Origin of the sequence: Alcaligenes faecalis, from assembly GCF_009497775.1 — a bacterium.
GTDB classification, from domain to species: Bacteria; Pseudomonadota; Gammaproteobacteria; order Burkholderiales; family Burkholderiaceae_B; genus Alcaligenes; species Alcaligenes faecalis_D.
This window is the reverse complement of sequence record NZ_CP031012.1, coordinates 1,829,293-1,848,069: the sequence shown is the minus strand read 5'-3', so window position 1 is coordinate 1,848,069 and position 18,777 is coordinate 1,829,293. Positions and strand designations below refer to the sequence as shown.

The following is an 18,777-nucleotide window of genomic DNA, read 5'->3' as shown; positions in this document are numbered from 1 at the left end:
GTTCATGCCTTGAACCCACCTGCTTCTGTGCGACTGCGTGGCACCACCACGACGCGGCGCACGTGAATGCCGGGCGTCACAATGGTTTCAGGGTCCAGTTGACCCAGTTCCGCCAGTTCAAACACACTGGCAATGGTGGTGCGAGCCGCGGTCGCCATGACCGGACCAAAGTTGCGCGCCGCCATGCGGTAGGTCAAATTCCCCCAACGGTCCCCCCGCTCGGCCTTGATCAGGGCGACATCTCCATGAATGGGCTCTTCATAGACATGCCAGCGACCATTGATCAAACGTGTTTCCTTGCCCTTGGCCAGTTCTGTGCCATAGCCTGTGGGGCAGAAAAAGCCACCGATACCCGCACCGGCGGCGCGCAATCGTTCGGCCAGATTGCCTTGTGGCACCAACTCCAGCTCGATCTTGCCGCTGCGATACAAGTCATCAAATACCCAGGAATCAGCCTGACGGGGGAAGCTGCAAATAATCTTGCGTACCCGGCCCGTTTTAAGCAAAGCCGCCAGCCCCACATCGCCATTACCCGCGTTGTTGTTGACGATGGTCAGGTCACGAGCGCCTTGCTCGATCAGACCGTCGATCAACTCCGTGGGTATGCCAGCCGTTCCAAAACCACCGACCAGAATCGTGGCGCCGTCCTGCACATCATGCAAAGCCTGTGCAACACTGCTTACCTGTTTATCGATCACTCCGTTCTCCGTATAAAGCACTGACGCTACGGATGGGCTTGGCCCTTACGTCAGGCACAGCAAAAACAAGTCAGCCCAGGGCCTGGTTTGACTAGGCAAACACAGGCGCTGGACTGAATCAGGACTTAGGCAGCCAGACGTGGACGATTCACGATCTGGTTGTCCTTGCCATCGACCAAGGGGGTCAAGGAAATATCAAACACGATCTCTGCAAAAGGACCATCCAGGTTTTCAGCAGCGATACGGGCAGGATCGGTATGCTCGGTCAGTGGTGGCACCAGACCGTCGCGAGTGGCGTAGGCGAAGTCGTCGTACACCAGCGGATCGCCGTCGATATTGATCTGCGTGGTCAGTTTGCGGTGGCCGGGAGCCGTCACAAAGAAGTGAATGTGCGCAGGACGGTTACCGTGGCGACCCAGCTCGTTCAGCAGGCCTTGGGTAGGACCATCCGGAGGACAGCCGTAGCCCTTGGGCACAATGCTCTGGAACTTGTAGCGACCGTTCTCATCGGTAATGATGGTGCGGCGCATATTGAAGGGCTGTTGCTCGCCGGTGGGGTCAAAGTGCGAATAAAAGCCTTTGGTATTGGCGTGCCAGACTTCAACCTGAGCACCCGCGATAGGCTTGCCGTCCGCACCAGCCACGACACCGTGCATGATCAGGGTTTCGCCAGCGGTATCGGAACCATCATCCAGGCGAACAAAACCTTGCGCAACAGGAGCGCCCGATACGTACAAAGGACCTTCAATGGTACGTGGAGTCCCGTTGTCCAGACCCAGTTCCTTGTCCATGGCGTCCATGCGCATGTCCAGGAAACGGTCAAAGCCCAGACCGGGAGAAAGCAAACCGGCTTCGCTGGCCGTACCCAGACGGTTCAGGTAAGCCACGGCTGCCCAGTACTCATCGTTGGTGATTTCCAGATCTTCAATGGTCTTGAACAGATCGCTGATGATGCGGTACATGATCTGCTTGACGCGTGGATTGCCACCAGGCTGATCCAGGCCGGAAGCCAAACGCAGGAAGTCTTGTACATCGGGGGTATCAAAAATCTTAACGCTCATTCTGTGTCTCCTAATATCCTGAAAAAAGTGTTCCAAGCAAAGCCGCTACGACTGGCTTCTTATTGCGCCTAGGCAGCCGAGCCAACACTGATTTGTGTCCTGTCGCGGCGGAAATACTGGACACGATCCTCGTCCAGTACGATACCCAAACCCGGCCCTTGAGGTATCTGTAATTCAAAATTGCTGTAATTCAACGGCTCTGCCAGGATTTCCTCGGTCAAGAGCAAGGGCCCGAACAGTTCGGTGCCCCACTGCAACTGGTTCACCGTGGCAAACACATGGGCAGCGGCAATCGTACCGATCGCGCCTTCCAGCATGGTGCCGCCATACAACTCAATTCCGGCCGCTTCGGCCACGGCGGCCACTTGCAAGCCCGCACGCAAACCACCGGACTGTTCAATCTTGATGGCGAACACATCGGCAGCACAGTCACGGGCCAGCGCAAAGGCAGAGGCCGGACCTGTCAGGGATTCATCAGCCATCAGGGCAATCGGGAAGCGACCTTTCAGGTCAGCCAGCGCATCGGCGCGTCGTACCGGCTGCTCTACCAGGGAGCAACCTGCATCCACCAGACCCGCCAGACCATGCTGAGCCTGCAAGGGGCTCCAGGCCATGTTCACGTCCACACGCACTTCGGCGCGGTCGCCCAAGGCCTTCTTGATGGCCGCCACGTGTGCCACATCGTCCTTTACCGGGCGGCGACCAATCTTCAGTTTGAAAATACGGTGACGAGCCTGCGCCAGCATGCGCTCGGCTTCATCAATATCCTTGGCGGTGTCACCCGAGGCCAGTGTCCAGGCCACCGGCAGGCTGTCGCGCATGCGACCACCCAGCAGGTGCGAAACCGGCAGACCCGTGCGCTTGCCCAAGGCATCAAACAGCGCCGTTTCCACCGCACTCTTGGCAAAACGGTTATCCTGAATCGCCGTGTTCAAGCGGGCCATGATGGCAGGCACAGCATTGGCATTGGCGCCCAGCAGCAAGGGAGTGAAATAGGTGTCGATGGCCAGCTTCATGCCTTCGGGCGACTCGGCGCCGTAGGCCAGACCACCAATGGTCGTGCCCTCGCCGACACCCACCGTACCGTCCGAACAGTACAAGCGCACCAGCATCAGAGTCTGGCCTTGCATGGTCGTCATCGCCAATTGATGAGGACGGATCGTAGGCAGATCCAGCAGCAAAGTCTCCACCCGTTCGATCAGGGCCGGAGCTGCTAAAAGTTGAGAAGATCGCGTGTGTTCCATGGCTTGATTGAACACGAATCAGGCCTGTTATTTCCAAGACTAAATAGGTCTAGTTCTATACCTTAAGAGTATAGTTTCTGATATAAATATTAAAAATCAAGAAACTAAACACCATCAATTCAGACTAGGTATGGTTTTCCCTTATGGATCTACGTCAGCTCAAATATTTTGTGGCCGTTGCCGAAACCCGCAACTTCACGCGGGCATCCGAACGCCTGCATATGGCCCAGCCCCCGCTTAGCCGACAGATCCAATTGCTGGAAGAGGAGCTGGGCGTCACACTGCTGCTACGCAATAACCGCCCCTTGAGGCTGACGGAAGCCGGACGGGTGTTTTATGAGCAGGCCTTGCAGATATTGAGCCGGGTGGATCAGCTGGTGCATACGACACGGCAGATCGGGCTACATCAACGACAAACCCTGTCGATAGGCTTTGTGGCTTCTACTCTGTATGGCGGCCTGCCCGCCTTGATGCGCAAGCTAAGACATCAGTATCCGGAAGTGGATATGCAAACGGTGGAACTGACCTCCATGCAGCAGTTGGAGGCCTTGAAGTCGGGACGGATTGATGTGGGCTTTGGGCGGATACGGCTGAATGATGCGTCGGTGCAAAGAACAGTGCTGCGGGAAGAACAGCTGGCTTTGGCACTTCCACCCAGCTCGGATTTAGCAGATTCGGATGAACCTATAAGCTTGAAAAAGGTACAGGGGCAAAAACTGATTGTGTATCCCAAAGAGCCCCGACCCAGCTTTGCAGACCACGTTCTGCATCTGCTGCACGATCACAGCGTGCGCCCGGCAGAAGTCTATGAGGCCGGGGAAATTCAAGCGGCCTTGGGCCTGGTGGCGGCCGATTCCGGATTGTGCCTGATCCCTACCTCGGCGCGCCTGCGCAACGATCTGCACTATCGCTTGATAGAAGAGCCACAGGCGACTTCACCGATTATTTTGACGCACAGGATTAATGATCAGGCCTGGTATATAGAGGCGATCAAGGGCTTGGTCGCAGAGATGTAAGTCCTGGGTGCCGCCACTGGCCATCCCCTTCCCTCTTTGAGACAGGATTGACTCACTTCTGAAGCCACTCTAATATCGTTAACACATTAACTAAAATCAGAGACAAGCATGCAACAGGTGACGATTCAGCAGGCTGGCAAGGACCCGATCAGTGCAACCTTATGGCCTGCTGCTGATGCCAAAGCGAGCATCATCATCCACCCCGCCACAGCCGTTCCGCAGGACTTCTATCGTCCTTTTGCAGAGCACCTGAACAGCCTGGGTTTCATTGTTCTGAGCTACGACTACCGGGGCATAGGCCAATCTCGTCAGAAGGACATTCGGCAATGCGATGTCTCCATGTCCGACTGGATGCTGGAAGATGCGGTTTACGTCACGGATTGGCTTACCCATCATTTTGAAGGTCTGCCCATTTTGGCCATTGGCCATAGCGTTGGTGGGCATGCGATTGCTATCTCTCCCGCGACGCGTTCCGTGAAAGCGGCCGTCATGATTGCATCTCATGCGGGGATCACCGCTTTGATCGAAAAGCCCATGGAGCGCTTTCGGGTGGGCTTGATCATGCGAGTGTTTACTCCCGTGCTTTGCGGTCTTTGCGGTTATATGCCGACTCGGCGTTTGGGCTTTGGCGAGGACCTTCCGCGTGGCGTCATGCAGCAATGGAGCCGCTGGACAAAAAAGCCCCATTACTTTTATGACGACCCGCAGCTGGATGCAAAAAAACGCGCTGGCCAGGTCGGTATTCCCTTGCTGGTTCTGGGTTTTGATGATGATCCCTGGGCCAATCCGCGGGCTATTTCCCGGCTGCTGGAACCACTGAGCAAGGCCCCTATAGAAAGGCTGCAACTGGAGCATAAAAAACTGGGTTTGGCGCATATTGGGCACATGGGCTTCTTTCGTAAACGCAATGCCGAGGCACTTTGGCCTATAGTGATTGACTGGCTGATCGCACAAAGCGAATCCGGCCCCGCATCAAACCCGTAAGGCCTAACCCAAACCCCTCCAGCCGTCGCCAAAATGAGCCAGAAATCACAGCCACGTTTTGTCTTTTTGTTGAACCACGCCCACAAGGCTTTGCAGCGCTGGATTCAGAAGCAGCCTTCGGCCTGGACAGATATCAGCGCGGCTCAGGTTGGCATGTTGTTCTTGATTCGCTCTCAAGGCTCTGTCACGGTGGGGGAAGCGGCCAGTGCCTTGCAAGTGGCTCCGGCTGCGATTACCGGGCTATCCAAGCGCATGCAGGCAGCAGGCCTGATTCAACGCCTGACGGATGATGTGGATACGCGCAAGATTTGCCTGACGCTGACTCCGGCTGGTGAGGAAGCCAGCATCAAGGCCAAATCAACGTTGCAGGACTTGAATCAGCAACTATCCGACGGCTTTACGGAGAATGAACTGAAGGTGGTGGCACGCTGGTTAAGCCAGGTGGTGAATCTAGACCTGCCCACAGACAAGAATGTTGATCAAAAAGACGAACTGCCTGCTTGATCGCATTTACTTGAATGTAAAGCGTGTCCGTTTTTCGTAAGCCAGGGACGTGAATGCGGTTTTATCCGCTCGCTATGTGAAGCATTCTTCAAGCAGAGTCGCCCCTGACTCAGAGCCACTTACCCGTCAAAGGTGGTCCGCGCCGTTGTATTACACACAGAAGCTAGCGCGGCCCACCGCAGCTTGATAGTTGCTTATGCCTCCACCTCCTCGAAACGCGCCGCCGCATTCATCACCGCCATCACACTGGCCGTAATGATATTCGCGTGCTTGCCCACGCCAAATTTCGATCCAGGCACACCCGGCATGACCGCTTCCACAATCGCCATTGCGCAGGCGTCTGCACCAGAACCCAGGCTACGTTCCTCGTAGCTGTCGATACGCAAAGGCAGATTCAAGGCTGCCACCGTCGCCGCAATCGGGCCATTGCCTGTTCCGGTATAGATTTCAGTCTGGCCATTGGCATTGACGCATTGCAGCTCTATGCCCTGCTGCCCTTGCACCTCATCGAACAGACGATGCGTACGGTAGCTTGTGTTGCCTTGGCGCTGATTGGCTTGCAGATAGGTGGTTTCAAACAGCTCCCAGATCTGCTGACTGTTCAACTCCGTTTCGCTGGAATCGGCTATCTGCTGAACAATGGCACTGAACTCCACTTGCATACGTCGAGGCATCACAATGCCGTAATCGCGTTGCAGCAGAAAAGCGATGCCGCCTTTGCCGGACTGGCTGTTAACACGCACGATACTGTCGTAAGTACGGCCCAAATCCTTGGGATCAACCGGCAGATACGGCACACGCCACGGGGCGTCTTCTTTCTGCACCGCGAAGCCCTTGGCAATCGCGTCCTGATGGGAACCGGAAAAAGCGGTAAAGACCAGATCGCCCACATAGGGATGACGCGGGTGGATCGGCAAGGAAGTCGCCTCTTCCGCGATACGGGCTACTGCTGAAATGTCGGAGAAATCCAGGTTCGGAGAAATACCCTGGGTATACAGATTCAGAGCCAAGGTCACCACATCCAGATTGCCACTGCGCTCGCCATTGCCGAATAAGCAGCCCTCGACACGTTGTGCTCCAGCCAGCATGGCTTGTTCGGCGCAAGCAACGCCTGTGCCACGGTCGTTATGCGGGTGTACCGACAGGACGATATGTTCGCGTCTATCCAGATGGCGATCCATCCATTCAATCTGATCGGCAAAGACGTTCGCGGTCGTCACTTCCACCGTGGTGGGCAGATTGATGATCATGGGCCGAGCTGAACCTGCATCCCAGGCATCAATGGCCGCATTGCAGACAGCCAGCGACACATCCAGTTCCGCCATGCAAAAGGTTTCAGGCGAGTACTGCAACACCCACTCCGTTTCCGGGTGCTGGGCGGTCAGGCGCTTGAACAGTTCCACATGGTGCCGCACCATTTCAATGATTTGCGGCACTTCCATACCAAAGACAATTTCACGAAATGCAGGTGCGATGGCATTGTAGAAATGCACAATCACACGACGCGCCCCCGCTACGCTGCGTACCGTGGTTTCAATCAGATCCTCTCGCAGCTGGGTGATGACCATGGGCGTGACGTCGTTCGGGATCATGCCCTCGTCAATCAGCTGGCGGACGATATCAAAATCTGTTTGCGAGGCAGACGGAAAACCCACCTCGATTTCCTTGAAACCAATGCGGACCAGCTCCTGAAACAGGCGCAATTTGCGGTCGCGATTCATGGGCTCGAACAGGGCCTGGTTGCCGTCTCGCAAATCGGTAGACAACCACACGGGCGCCTTGTTCAGGGTACGTTGTGGCCACTGGCGATCAGGCAAGTTGACGACAGGAAAGGGACGGTATTTGTGGGAAGGATCAGTCAGCATGAGAACCTCGAATATAGGGAATGACATACCTGGCTTCCCTACTCCAAGGAGCTGGCTACAGTCGGGGTCTGGGGAAACCAGGATAGGACCATTCGCACACACAGGCGTACGGACCCCGACCGGATGTCAGGGCTAGTAGGCCTAGCGATAGCACGTGCAAATGAGTCACAGCAGGTTCAATCCCAAAATGCTTGATGAAGACGATAAAAGCACTTTAGACTGCAAGGCACTTGGCCTTCTATCAAAAAATAGTCATTTGTTTTATCTTTTTGGACATTCCTGAACATGGGCTACGCATCCCCTGAGCGCGGTGGGCGAGCGCTAGACTTGTCGCACTCCGATACCTCGCCCTTGCTGGTCAGCGGGGTGATCGAGCATTACCCCGCCGGGCATGAAGTGCCCCGCCATAGCCACCACCGTGGGCATCTTTTGTATGCCACTGAAGGAGTGCTGCTGGTGCAGGCCGATACCGGTCAGTGGCTGGTGCCACCTACTACGGCCGTCTGGCTGCGGCCCGGTGTGCCGCATCAGCTCAATGCCACCACCGCAGTGAATGTGCATGGTTTGTTTATTGATGAAATTCTGGCCGCGCAGTTGCCTGACCATGATTGCGTGATCCATGTCACGCCACTGGTACGTGAACTGATTGCCGCGCTGGTGCAGGTGATTCCGCAAGAAAACCCACCTTTACGAGACGCACTGCTGGGCCAGCTATTGATCGAAGAGCTGCGCGTGCTCCATCCCCTGCCTTTTCATTTGCCTTGGCCAGAAGATGAATTGATGCGGCGGATTTGCGAAGATCTGGTGCGCTCGCCCGCACAGCAAAAAACGATGGATGAGGTGGCGCAGCAATACGCCTTGACGCCGAAAACCCTGCATCGGCGTTTTCTGAAAAGCACGGGGATGAATCTGGGGAAATGGCGGCAGCAGATGCGGCTGATGGCCTCGATCCAGTTTCTGCTGCAAGGCAAATCCATCACGCAGGCGGCGCTGGAAAGCGGCTATGAAAGCCTGAGCGCATATTCAGTGGCCTTTAAGAAGACCTTTGCCTATCCGCCTTCGGAGTTTTTGGCGACCTTGAGCCAGTATCCTGATACAGGGCAGGATGCGGGCATGGTTTGAAGCCGATCGCTATGGCCAGAGGGCCTGGCAGACTGTAGTAGCAACTCAGTCCGCCAGCCTGCTTCCTGCTTGATTGAATACTCTATATGGATATTCATGCGACCACCCAAGGCCGCTCTACAAGACCCATCGCCCCCTTGAGCACTTCAAGACATCAGCCGCTCAGCGGAAATAAAAGTACCGTATGAGCAGGCCAGAACAGCGTAGCAGCCAAGCATCATCAGCTCTTGCAGACTTCCTGCCGCAATTGCTCTGCCGAGATCTTGATCATCTTGCCGTTCTCCACCAACACCACCGAGGTATTGGTTTGCATGGCCACAAAACGTGCTGACTGCGCGGCGCGCTCCAGGGCAACCAGGGAGGCCCGCAAGTCCGGGTTCTTTGCTTTGGAAATATCTTCTTTATTCATCTTTCTCTCCCCACTCCAACAGGACTGGCACACTGCCTGCGTTATCGTACAAAACCCAATCATCCACGGTATCCCGATAATGATGCAGGAAGTTCTTCATGCCAGCCGCAAAGCGGCGACGAATGACGGGTTCGGGGATGTTATGACCACCCTGACGTACCCGTTCTGCCACCCGCGCGATCGCCATATCCGCGTCGGGCAAACTTAAAAAATACAAGCTGACTCGATAACCCTGCGCCTGCCATTTTTCGATATGGCGCACATAGCCCTGGCCAGACAAGGTCGTTTCCAGCGCGAAGCTCTCGCCCAGGCGAACCGCTTCTTTCAACTCATCCAGCATCAAACGACCGGCTTTGATAGCCGCGCTTTCTGGCGCAAAAGGCGACAGGCCCGCTGCAATCAGATCTGCATTGATAAAACGCAGCACTTCCGCCTCGGCCGGCAGAAAAGAGCGCGCAAATGTCGTCTTGCCTGCCCCGTTCGGGCCAGCAATGATCAGAATCTTTTTGCTCTTGCCCGTGTCAGCGTTGTTGCCAGACATAAATACACCTAAACAATGTCCACATTGAACAGATTTGTATCATACATTGGCGAAAAGGCCAGCCAAGCGCCTTGCTTTGGCCGCCACGCATCCGCTGGGCAAAGCAGATTTTCAGGCAATAAAAAGGCTCCTTGAGCAGGATGAACTTTCTCAAGGAGCGGGCGGGAATGTCCCGCTATTGGGCTATCAAGACTGCTTTACTGACGTTTTTTCAACGGGCAAGAGCTCAGACCCAGCATGGGGTAAAGCGGGCAGAAACCGACCAGGCCCGTGATCAGGGGAATCAGGCCCAGCCAGCCCCACCAGCCTATGACCTGCGTGGCTGCCAACGCAATCAGCACCACACCCACAACGATACGAGCAATACGATCCAAACCACCTACATTGCTTTTCATGGCCAATCCTTTCAACAAAGAAGCAAGGGAAAAACGGGTCGGGCGATGGCTGGAAGGCGATGCGCCCTGCTCCCTGCGGCCTTCAGGCTCAGGGACAGAAAATATCTTTCAAGGTGCCAATCAACTTGGCAACGTTCGGGTCTTCAATGCGGTAATACAAGGTCTGCGCTTCGCGCCGGTAGCTGACCAGGCCTTCCTGGCGCATACGCGCCAAATGCTGCGACAGGGCCGAGGGGCTTAGCGCCACCATTTCGTTCAGCGCTCCTACACTCATTTCGCCCTGCTCAATCAAGAGGCACAAGATCACCAGGCGCTTGGGGTTACCCACCGCTTGCAACAAGGCTGCGGCCTGATCAGCGCTCTCTTGCAAGAGCTCGATGTCGGATTTGCTTTGGATCATGGTTTATCCAGCTTTTCTTGTTTATTAATTTAGATAAATCTTAATTTAGCATATACTTAATTAATGCAGTCAACAATTTCAGCATTCCTTTGCTTTTGTTAAATACGACAGGAGTTACGCATGAGTGAAACCAGCTACAAGCAACTGACCCAAGGCATTTCCAGCAATCTGGCGCAGCTACGTCAGACCCAACCTGATGTGATGAAAGGATTTGGAGATCTGGGCAAGGCCGCCATGACTGGCGGTGCCATTGATGCCAAAACCAAAGAACTGATGGCTTTGGCGATTGGTGTAGCCACCCATTGCGAGGGCTGCATAGGCTTTCATAGCAAGGCCCTGGCGCAGATGGGAGCCAGCCTGGAAGAAGTGCACGAAGCCTTGGGCGTGGCAATTTATATGGGCGGTGGCCCGTCCGTGATGTACGCCGCCAATGCCGTTGCAGCATTCAACGAATTCAAGTCTTGAACCGGAACCAAGGAGAACTGTGATGCCTAAACCCGCTGCTTTCGTATCCACGCTGTTTCATGCACAGGGCAATCCCGACAAGGTAACCGTGGCCCTGACCATGGCGGTCAATGCAGTTCAGAAAGGACATAGCGCCTGCCTGATTCTGATGGCTGAAGGAGTCGCGCTGGGTGTACCCGGTGCCGCCGAGCCTATCAGTATTGGCGCACCCTTTGAACCGGCCGCAGATCTGTTGAAGAAGTATCTGGAGCAAGGTGGACGCGTGGCCGTCTGCAAGTCCTGCATGCTGCACAACGGCCTGAGCGCCGAGCAAATGGACCCGCGCTTTGAGATCATTACCGCACCGGATGTGATCGACCTGTTGATGGGTGCGACCGGGTCTTTGCAGATTTCCTGATACGCTGCATTGTCAAATGCAAAGCAGGCCAAAACCATTTCTGTGTTTTGGCCTGCTTTTTTCAAAACAAGATACTGGCATTCAATGCAGCAAGTTTGCCTTGGCCCCTACGCTTCTGGCCCGGTGTTAGCCAAAGAAACGTACACAATCTCCGGGTCACCTTCATCCAGATTTTCAATCACACCGCTACGCTGAAAGCCCAGTTTCTGAAACAAGCCATGCATGGCCTGATTGGATTGGTTGGTAGAAGAAAACAGCTTTTCTGTCCGGCTAATCTGCCGGAAATATCGCAGCAAAGCCGAACCAATGCCCTGCCCTCGACCGGATTCGCCCACCATCAACATCTCGACAAAGCCGTGGCCAAAGAAGTGGTAATTCAAGACGCCATAGCCCAGCAAGACGCCTTCCCGTTCAGCCACATAGCACTGCGATTGCTGAATCCAATCCTGAATCTGCAAGGCGCGTTCAGGATCCTGCGACGCTACCGTATCCAGGGCCAGCAAGCCTTCATAATCTGCCTGAACGGCGGATCGGATCTGCATGGGAGTTTGTTCTTTTACGGCTGCCATAGGATGAAAACCCGCTCCTTGTGCTTGATGCTTTCCTGTAAGGAAAGGCTATCAAGAACACTCAAGCGCACATCATACCGACAGTGCCGCCCCCTTGAGCACTCACGAGGGAGCAGGCAAGCTGTTTATGGTCGCTCTTCAAGCCGAATGCGCCAGCAAGGCCTCCAGCAAAAAAAAACTGGCGCAGGCCGATTCCACCAATTCAGACTGCCCCGGCGCAACTTTATAAAGATGTCCCACAAAACGCCCTGTTTCACTTAACTCGGGAGTCAGCAAAGCATCCAGATACAAGCGCGATTGCTCGTGCAGCCATTGCTGTTCCGGCAGAATTTGCCACAGCTCATACATGGCCAAAGAAGCAATCGCCCAGGCGGAACGGTCTACCGGGCTCAGTGGGGAATCCTGCGTCAAAAAACCATGCGCAAACTTCCCCCAACGCTCGTGCCAATATCGGCAGGCATTCAGGGCTGCTTGAGCATAAGACTTTCTGTCATACAAGCGCGTTGCGGTTGCCATGCCCAACATGGCCCAGGCCTGCCCTCGTTGCCAGGTTTCAGCGCCCTGCTCGGCCAGTACATCGTTCCCGCGTAGCAAGACCGTATCCCGCCAGGCTCCGCTACGCTTTTGCAAGTAACGCAGGCAGGCATCCACATGCCATTGCCCAAACTGACGCGCCACCGGCCCGCCCTGCGCATCCAGCACCAAGAGCGTGGGAGCCAGAGCATCCACATTCAAAATGTGATTGCCCGCTTCCCCGCCCCCCATTCCGGAACCCAAGGGCCAGAAGCCGCTGGAGGCATCAAAGCTGTTCAGCAGAGCTTGTGCCGCCTGATCGACATTGGCTTCAGCCTCCCTATCCCCATGCCAGATGCTGCCCAGACCGGAGCCATACCAGAACACAAAGCTGCGATTGATGCTGGGCTCTTCCAGCCAGACTTGCAGCTTCTGGCTCCAGTTCAGCGCCTGCTCCTTATCCTGCTCCTGACCGCTGATCAAAGCGCGTCGCCACCACAACCCAGCCCAGAACCCTCCCAACCAGGAGCCACGTCGCGACAAGGTCCATTGCTCGGACGAGGACTGTCTGAACAAGGGAAACTGCTCCCCACATTGCTCGGCAACCTGGTCCATATTCGCAAAAATGGACTCTATGCTGGCTGATCCCAATACATCTACAGACATCCCATCATTCCCCTTTCACCATACGACGAACCTGGTACAGAATCAGGCACAACAAGCTGGCGCACACCAGAATGCCCATCAGGAAAGGCCAGGCAGCGGCAAAGCCTTCGGGCGAACGCAGCAGCACACCAAACAGTGGCGGGCCAAAGGCAAAGCCGCCAAAGAACCCTACGGACAACAGCCCTGCCGTACGAGCCGGTGCGCCAAAGCGGGCATCTCGCAGCAACATGCTCATGGCAATTGCATTGGTCGCAACCAGGGTCAGGCCGATGGCCAGCACCCCGGCTCCCAAGGGCCAGAGCCTGTCCGGCGCGGCCATCATCATCAACAACAAGGCCACAATCGGGATGACAAACAGGATGCCCAGCAACAAGGTTTCATCACCAAAGCGGGCAGCGATAGGCGTCAAGAGCACTCGGGACACAATCCCCATCACCCCAAAGCCACTGATCAGCATCCCTACCCAGTACGGCGACACGCCCAGTTGCTGCGCAAAAACGCCCAGAAAAGTGATGAAGGACGACAGCACCAGACCCGCGCATAGCTGAATGGCCATCAACAGCCAAAGCTGTTGGCTGGGCCAGGGCAAGCGCCAGGACATGCTGCCAGCTGCGGTGCTGGCTCTGGCCGGCAAAAGCTGCAAGGCAAAGTAGGACAGGCACAGCATGGCGGGCACCCATACCACAAACGCTCCCCGCCACCCCAGCTTGTAGGCCAGGGTGGGCAGGACCAGACCGGCCAGCAAGGCCGAAGCCTGCACGCCGGACTGCTTGATACCGACCAACCCGGCCTTACGCTCTGCCGGTACCAACTGGGCAATGGCCTGATTGGTCACCGGGTTCGCCAAGGACTGCGCCAAGCCGCACAAGAGCAGAGCCGTCAGCACACCCCAGAAACCCGGCAACACCGCGATCAAACTAAAGGACATGGCTACCAGCAAGAACAGCAAAAACAAGCCTTGCCGATTGCCCATGCGCTGCACCAAGGCCCCCGCCCACGGCGAGAGCAAGGCAGCCAGACCAAAGGTGCTGGTGGTCAACCACCCCAGTTGCTCGCGCGAGATACCCAGATCCTGAATGATTTGCGGGCCCAGGACGCCGATGGCATAAAACACCATCATGGGCATGCCCATCGCCAGAGTCATCAAACTGGCCAGCACCCAGGGGGAACGACTTGCCCGTGTCGATAGCATCATGCGACTGCCTTGTTCATGTCTGCCGTATCCTGAATGGCGTAGTGGGCTTGCAGCAAGTGCTTGCCGACCGTGCTGATCAAGGCATCGTCCGCCCCATCCAGAATATGCGTGGTACGTGCTGCCCGGTAGATGCCAGACAAGGGACTCCAATCCGCCAGCCCTTCCGCCCCCATGATCTGGATAGCGGAATCTGCCGCCTCGCTGACCGCATCCGACGCCGCCAGCTTGGCCACATTCACCTCCACGGAATTGGGCAAGCCCGCATCGAACTTGACGGCGGCTTCACGCAGCAAGCACCGAGCCGAGGTAATGGCGCGATACACCTGATAGACCCGCGCCCGAACCAGTTGCTTGTCTGCCAGACGGGCCAGTTCTCCGCGCTCTGAATGAATGCGCTCGCACATGATTTCAAAGCTGCGTTGCGCCAAGCCCAGCCATTGCACGGATCGCAGAATACGGCCCAGGGCCAGGCGCTTTTGCATCAAGGCAATGCCCTGCCCGGCGCTGCCCAGTACATAGTCCTCCGGCACGGTCACATTGTTGAACAGCAGCTCGTTCTGCCCCTGATAACGTCCCAGCAAAGGCAAGGGACGCACGACTTTAAAGCCCGCCGCATCCGTGGGCACGATCACCATGGACAAGGACTCATTCACGGGACCGTCCGCGCTGCGCGCCACCACAGTCGCGAAGCTGGCCAGTTGCGCCCGGCAAATAAACCACTTGCGGCCATTCACATGCCATTGCCCGTCTTTCAGACGAGCCTGACATTGCATGGTGGCCGGAATCGAACCAATGCTGTCCGGCTCGGACATGGCGTAGCTGGACACCGCATCGCCCTTGAGCAAGGGCGTCAGAAAGCGCTGTTTGACGCTGGCCGAGCCGTGATGGCTCAACATATACGCATCCAGCGTGGCATCTGCCCCGAAAATGCCGGGGCCATATTCGGAGCGCCCTTCTTGTTCAGCCACAGGCAAGTATTCGACCAAACTGGCGATCCGACCGCCGCGATGCATGGGGTAGAAACTGCCGAACAAACCCGCCTGTTGAGCCCGACGTGTCAGATCCAGAGTCAGCTCGCGGGCCAGATTATCTCCCTGGGCCAGAATGCCCTCGTTGGGGATGATCTCGGTATCCACAAACTGCCGCAGCTTGCGGCTCAAGGCCGCGCTGGAAATGGCAAGGTGGCTCATGCTGCTATCCCCGCTGCGGTCTTGGCCCCGGAACCCAATGCAGCCGCATCGGCAGTCAAGGCGCGCTTGTCGATCTTGCCCGCAGGTGTCAGCGGCAAGCTGCGGTAAAAGCGCAGATACTCGGGCAACTTGTTCACTTCCAGACCCTGCTCACGCAAGAAGTCGGTGATCTCTTTCAGGGAGAAACGCGGCACGCCTTCACGCACCGTCACGCACAAGCAAATACGCTGACCCAGATCCGCATCGGGGACCGGCACGCACGCCACGGTAACCACATCCGGGTGAGCCATGACCAGGCCTTCAATTTGCACCGGGCTGATGTTCGCACCACCACGAATAATGATGTCTTTCTTGCGACCCGCCAGCACCAATTGCCCTTGGGCATTGATGTAACCCAGATCGCCCGTTTTCACCCAACCCTGCTCGTCCCGATACTGGGCATCCAGTTCCGGGGCGTTCACATATTGCATGGGGCTCAAGGGACCACGTGCGGTGATTTCACCCACTTCACCTTGTGGCACTTCGGCACCCTCATCGTCAATCAGGCGAATCTCGCACACTTGCGGATTGGGAGTCCCCACACTGCTCAAGACCACTTCGATAGGATCATCCAGCGTGTTGTGGCAGTTCACCCCATCGGCCGAGCCGTACAGACTGATGAAGCCGCAATCAAACGCTTCCACGCAACGGCGTACCGTGGCTTCGTCAATGACTGAACCGCCCACAATCAAGCCGCGCAAGCTGGCTTTATCGGCCTTCTCCAGTTCAGGTGCTGCCGCAATACGCTGGAACATGGTGGGCACGCCCAGAATGAAGCTGGGTTTAAAGGCATTGATGGCGGCAATCGCACTAGGCACATCAAACTTGGGCAAGACCACCAAAGAACCACCCAACCAGCACAGCACGCCAAAGGTAGCTGTAGAGCCAAACGAAGAGCCCAGCGGCACCAGATACATGCCCCGGAACTCCACATCATTGGGAGAAATGCGTTGCAGGAATCGGCCACGCCCACCCACCAACGCATTATGCGAATAAGCCACCAGCTTGGGCTCGGACTCGGTGCCCGAGGACACCAGCAAACGCACGGGCGAATTGGGGGACACCACCGGCAATTCTGACAAGGCCAAAGGCTCGCCCTCGAACAGGGAATCCAAGGTCATCCAGCCCGGACGCGATGGGCCTTGCACAATCAGGACACGCAAGGACAACAGCGTAGGCCGCAAGGACTCGATCACTTCGCACAAATCAATGCCTGCATATTCATGCGGCACAATCACCGCCCGTGCATCGCAACGACGCACCAGCGACTGAATATCCAGCTTGCCCCGTCCGGGTGGGAAAGGCGCGACAATCGCCCCCAAAGCAGCGGCGGCCAGATCAATGGCGCAGCACACCCAATGGTTGCTGAGCTGATACGCCACCACGTCGCCCGCCATAATCCCTGCACGACGCAAGCTGCCTGCCAGACGCAGAGCCGCGTCCATCAAGGCGCTATAGCTGATATTGCCTTCGGGCGAGAGCACCGCCAGCTTGTCCGGATGAGCCTGGGCTTTTTCCGCGAACAGCGTAAAGACCGGCTTGTTCGGGTAGGTACCGTCCTCTATCCAGCGTTGGCGCAATGACGCAGGGACCAGATCGATGATGCCAGCGTGATTCATAAAAACCTCCAGGGAGAATTAACAGACGAATAGCCCTTGTCATGGAAATGGGACGCCAGGCGTGGATCAGCACGCAGTTGCGCCAGATTGCTGTGGACACGGCGGGCCGGTATGCCCAGCACATCCAGTTGCGCTTCCAGGCTCAGGGCAGACTGGGACAGAAGACGATCCGGCAAGACCGTCCAGACGGCATCGGGCGACACATTCAGCCACCCGGCCAGGGCATGCAGATGCGTTTGATCCAGACAGTCGATGACCATGAAGCCCTCGCCCGTCTGGAACACCGCCGACACGCCGGTTTTACTGATGGGAGAAACGGCCTGGGCCAGATGATCGGCCGTGGCCAGCAAGGAGCTGTCTACCCGCAAGCCCGACCCGCTCAGGCCCCGGCGCAGCAAGGCGGCACTGATACCCAGCGCGGCCATCACCCCGCCCAGCACATCCAGCACCGTAAACAAAGACCCACCTCGTGCATCCGAGGTTTGAGAAATGGTGTGAGCAATGCCCGACCAGGCTTGCACCGTGAAGTCCGTCCCCGGTGCATCCACTTGCTCCTGGCCCCAACCGCCCGCATAGGCGTAGACCAGATCCGGGCGCACCGCGTGCAGATCCTGGGCATCCAGTTGCAGCTCGGCCGCCTTGCCCGGTGCCCAGTTATGCAGGAACACATCGGACTCGCTCACCAGCTCGTAAATGGCCTGGCGGCCTTGAGCCGATTTGATGTCCACTTCCTGCACCGTCTTGAATTGATTGAGCGCATCAAAGCGCACCGAGCAGCCATCCACGCACGGCGGCATGGCACGCAAGGGATCACCACCTGGCGGTTCCAGACGAATCACCTCCGCCCCCAGCAGCGCCAGCAAATGACCGGCAATAGGCCCTTGAATCCGGCGGCAGGATTCCACCACCCGCAAACCGCGCAGGGGCAAATCGGCGTTGGACGGCAAAGCACGCAATGAACCGGGCGCAGCATGAGTCTGGTGCTGCCACAGACCGGCCAAGGCTGCGTAATCACTATCGCTTTGGCGTTGAGCCGGCGTACGTACCGGCAAGATGGCCATTCCGGTCTGCAAGGCCAGTTCCTGCAAACGGGCAAAGTTCAGGGCTTGCAGACTGCTTAAACACGCCGCTGGCATGGGGCACACCGCCTTGGCATAGCGCAGCAGAAACGCTTTCCAGGCCTGACCAGCCAGATCGGCCGGTACACCCACCGCTTCCCAAAAGGCGCGCCAGGGCCGGGGGTCCAACGTTTCCAGTTCAAAGACCACACCGTCCTGCGAAATAAAGGGTGGCCGCAAGCCGGGATCGTAACTGCCTGCCAATAACTGCTCGGGGTCCTGAGCCGCCGTTGCCCCGGCCAGATACTGACCGATACTGAGCAAGCCACAACCCAAGGGCGAAACCGACACCGTGGAGAAACGCCCGCCACGCAACTTGCCCAAGGCGGCTGCCAAGGTCGCCTGCAAACTCATGGCTGAACTGAGTACAGCCAGATAATCCAGACCCAGCGTGCCCGACGGGCCACTGGAGCGTCCATGCACGGACAAGATACCGCTGGCGGCCTGCATGCTCAGCTCGCTGATCGCGGCTTGCGTCATGCCACCTGCCTCGGTTTCCAGACGCGTGCTAATCGTTCCAAAATCAGGCGAATGCAGGCTGAATGCTGCTTCGTCTTGCTGGCCTGCTGCTTGCTCGGACAAACCCAGCAATCGGGCCTGACGGCTCAAGGCAGCGGGCAAGCCCGGCCAATACGGGGGCTGTGAGCCCATCTGCCAACGTAATCCGCTGCCATGTAGTAATTCAGACATAGTTCCAAACCAGAGTGATGCGCACGCCAAGTGCTGATTGCAGAAACCAGCACTTGCACCATGAAAATCCAGACCAG

General features: G+C 56.9%; 20 protein-coding genes. 6 read left to right on the top strand and 14 right to left on the bottom strand.

Annotation, left to right across the window (positions count from 1 at the left end; genetic code table 11):
• Nucleotides 1–2: 2 nt before the first annotated feature.
• The 3 genes from DUD43_RS08595 to DUD43_RS08585 all read right to left on the bottom strand — a co-directional run bounded on the left by DUD43_RS08595 (nucleotide 3) and on the right by DUD43_RS08585 (nucleotide 3,003).
• Nucleotides 3–698 (bottom strand): 3-oxoacid CoA-transferase subunit A, encoded by a 696-nt coding sequence (locus DUD43_RS08595; protein WP_009454565.1) that lies wholly within the window; start codon nucleotides 696–698, stop codon nucleotides 3–5.
• Nucleotides 699–823: 125 nt separating this feature from the next.
• Entirely contained in the window at nucleotides 824–1,759 is a 936-nt protein-coding gene (gene catA, locus DUD43_RS08590) for a catechol 1,2-dioxygenase (RefSeq protein ID WP_009454566.1), read from the bottom strand.
• 68 nt (nucleotides 1,760–1,827) lie between these two features.
• On the bottom strand, nucleotides 1,828–3,003 hold the full coding sequence (locus DUD43_RS08585) for a muconate/chloromuconate family cycloisomerase (RefSeq protein ID WP_194273507.1): 1,176 nt from the start codon (nucleotides 3,001–3,003) through the stop codon (nucleotides 1,828–1,830).
• A gap of 143 nt (nucleotides 3,004–3,146) precedes the next feature.
• Between DUD43_RS08585 and DUD43_RS08580 the strand changes: the two genes are divergently transcribed.
• The 3 genes from DUD43_RS08580 (at nucleotide 3,147) to DUD43_RS08570 (ending at nucleotide 5,507) form a co-directional block, all read left to right on the top strand.
• A complete protein-coding gene (locus DUD43_RS08580) occupies nucleotides 3,147–4,019 on the top strand; it encodes a LysR family transcriptional regulator (protein WP_153229948.1) in 873 nt (290 codons plus the stop codon).
• Between the two features lie 108 nt (nucleotides 4,020–4,127).
• Entirely contained in the window at nucleotides 4,128–5,003 is an 876-nt protein-coding gene (locus DUD43_RS08575; protein ID WP_153229947.1) for an alpha/beta fold hydrolase, read from the top strand.
• 33 nt (nucleotides 5,004–5,036) lie between these two features.
• Nucleotides 5,037–5,507 (top strand): MarR family winged helix-turn-helix transcriptional regulator, encoded by a 471-nt coding sequence (locus DUD43_RS08570; RefSeq protein WP_153229946.1) that lies wholly within the window; start codon nucleotides 5,037–5,039, stop codon nucleotides 5,505–5,507.
• Between the two features lie 194 nt (nucleotides 5,508–5,701).
• Here DUD43_RS08570 and DUD43_RS08565 read toward each other — a convergent pair whose 3' ends face one another.
• A complete protein-coding gene (locus DUD43_RS08565; RefSeq protein WP_153229945.1) occupies nucleotides 5,702–7,372 on the bottom strand; it encodes a 2-isopropylmalate synthase in 1,671 nt (556 codons plus the stop codon).
• A 285-nt stretch (nucleotides 7,373–7,657) separates the two neighbouring features.
• Here DUD43_RS08565 and DUD43_RS08560 point away from each other — a divergent pair, with 285 nt between their 5' ends.
• The gene (locus tag DUD43_RS08560; RefSeq protein WP_153229944.1) at nucleotides 7,658–8,494 is read left to right on the top strand and encodes an AraC family transcriptional regulator; all 837 of its coding nucleotides are present in this window, start codon (nucleotides 7,658–7,660) and stop codon (nucleotides 8,492–8,494) included.
• A gap of 220 nt (nucleotides 8,495–8,714) precedes the next feature.
• Here DUD43_RS08560 and DUD43_RS08555 read toward each other — a convergent pair whose 3' ends face one another.
• The 4 genes from DUD43_RS08555 to DUD43_RS08540 all read right to left on the bottom strand — a co-directional run bounded on the left by DUD43_RS08555 (nucleotide 8,715) and on the right by DUD43_RS08540 (nucleotide 10,239).
• A complete protein-coding gene (locus tag DUD43_RS08555; protein ID WP_153229943.1) occupies nucleotides 8,715–8,903 on the bottom strand; it encodes a hypothetical protein in 189 nt (62 codons plus the stop codon).
• The gene (locus tag DUD43_RS08550; protein ID WP_009454582.1) at nucleotides 8,896–9,444 is read right to left on the bottom strand and encodes a zeta toxin family protein; all 549 of its coding nucleotides are present in this window, start codon (nucleotides 9,442–9,444) and stop codon (nucleotides 8,896–8,898) included. Before DUD43_RS08550 ends, DUD43_RS08555 begins: the two co-directional genes overlap by 8 nt.
• A gap of 197 nt (nucleotides 9,445–9,641) precedes the next feature.
• Nucleotides 9,642–9,839, bottom strand: coding sequence for a DUF2892 domain-containing protein (locus tag DUD43_RS08545; protein WP_153229942.1), 198 nt, complete (start codon nucleotides 9,837–9,839; stop codon nucleotides 9,642–9,644).
• An 88-nt stretch (nucleotides 9,840–9,927) separates the two neighbouring features.
• Nucleotides 9,928–10,239 carry an ArsR/SmtB family transcription factor gene (locus tag DUD43_RS08540; protein ID WP_153229941.1) on the bottom strand — a complete coding sequence of 104 codons (312 nt, stop codon included), beginning with the start codon at nucleotides 10,237–10,239 and terminating at the stop codon, nucleotides 9,928–9,930.
• A gap of 120 nt (nucleotides 10,240–10,359) precedes the next feature.
• Between DUD43_RS08540 and DUD43_RS08535 the strand changes: the two genes are divergently transcribed.
• Both DUD43_RS08535 and DUD43_RS08530 read left to right on the top strand, forming a co-directional pair.
• On the top strand, nucleotides 10,360–10,704 hold the full coding sequence (locus DUD43_RS08535; protein WP_153229940.1) for a carboxymuconolactone decarboxylase family protein: 345 nt from the start codon (nucleotides 10,360–10,362) through the stop codon (nucleotides 10,702–10,704).
• A gap of 22 nt (nucleotides 10,705–10,726) precedes the next feature.
• Nucleotides 10,727–11,101, top strand: a complete 375-nt coding sequence (locus DUD43_RS08530) for a DsrE family protein (RefSeq protein WP_042480014.1) — start codon at nucleotides 10,727–10,729, stop codon at nucleotides 11,099–11,101.
• A gap of 107 nt (nucleotides 11,102–11,208) precedes the next feature.
• Here DUD43_RS08530 and DUD43_RS08525 read toward each other — a convergent pair whose 3' ends face one another.
• The 6 genes from DUD43_RS08525 to DUD43_RS08500 form a co-directional block, all read right to left on the bottom strand.
• On the bottom strand, nucleotides 11,209–11,643 hold the full coding sequence (locus DUD43_RS08525) for a GNAT family N-acetyltransferase (protein ID WP_153229939.1): 435 nt from the start codon (nucleotides 11,641–11,643) through the stop codon (nucleotides 11,209–11,211).
• Nucleotides 11,644–11,808: 165 nt separating this feature from the next.
• On the bottom strand, nucleotides 11,809–12,849 hold the full coding sequence (locus DUD43_RS08520) for a glucuronyl hydrolase (RefSeq protein WP_153229938.1): 1,041 nt from the start codon (nucleotides 12,847–12,849) through the stop codon (nucleotides 11,809–11,811).
• Nucleotides 12,850–12,853: 4 nt separating this feature from the next.
• Nucleotides 12,854–14,044, bottom strand: a complete 1,191-nt coding sequence (locus tag DUD43_RS08515) for a CynX/NimT family MFS transporter (RefSeq protein ID WP_228125943.1) — start codon at nucleotides 14,042–14,044, stop codon at nucleotides 12,854–12,856.
• A complete protein-coding gene (locus tag DUD43_RS08510; RefSeq protein ID WP_153229937.1) occupies nucleotides 14,041–15,234 on the bottom strand; it encodes an acyl-CoA dehydrogenase family protein in 1,194 nt (397 codons plus the stop codon). Before DUD43_RS08510 ends, DUD43_RS08515 begins: the two co-directional genes overlap by 4 nt.
• On the bottom strand, nucleotides 15,231–16,892 hold the full coding sequence (locus DUD43_RS08505) for an AMP-binding protein (RefSeq protein WP_153229936.1): 1,662 nt from the start codon (nucleotides 16,890–16,892) through the stop codon (nucleotides 15,231–15,233). The genes DUD43_RS08510 and DUD43_RS08505 overlap by 4 nt, the downstream gene beginning before the upstream one ends.
• Nucleotides 16,889–18,700 carry a CoA transferase gene (locus DUD43_RS08500; protein ID WP_228125942.1) on the bottom strand — a complete coding sequence of 604 codons (1,812 nt, stop codon included), beginning with the start codon at nucleotides 18,698–18,700 and terminating at the stop codon, nucleotides 16,889–16,891. Before DUD43_RS08500 ends, DUD43_RS08505 begins: the two co-directional genes overlap by 4 nt.
• Nucleotides 18,701–18,777: the final 77 nt, after the last annotated feature.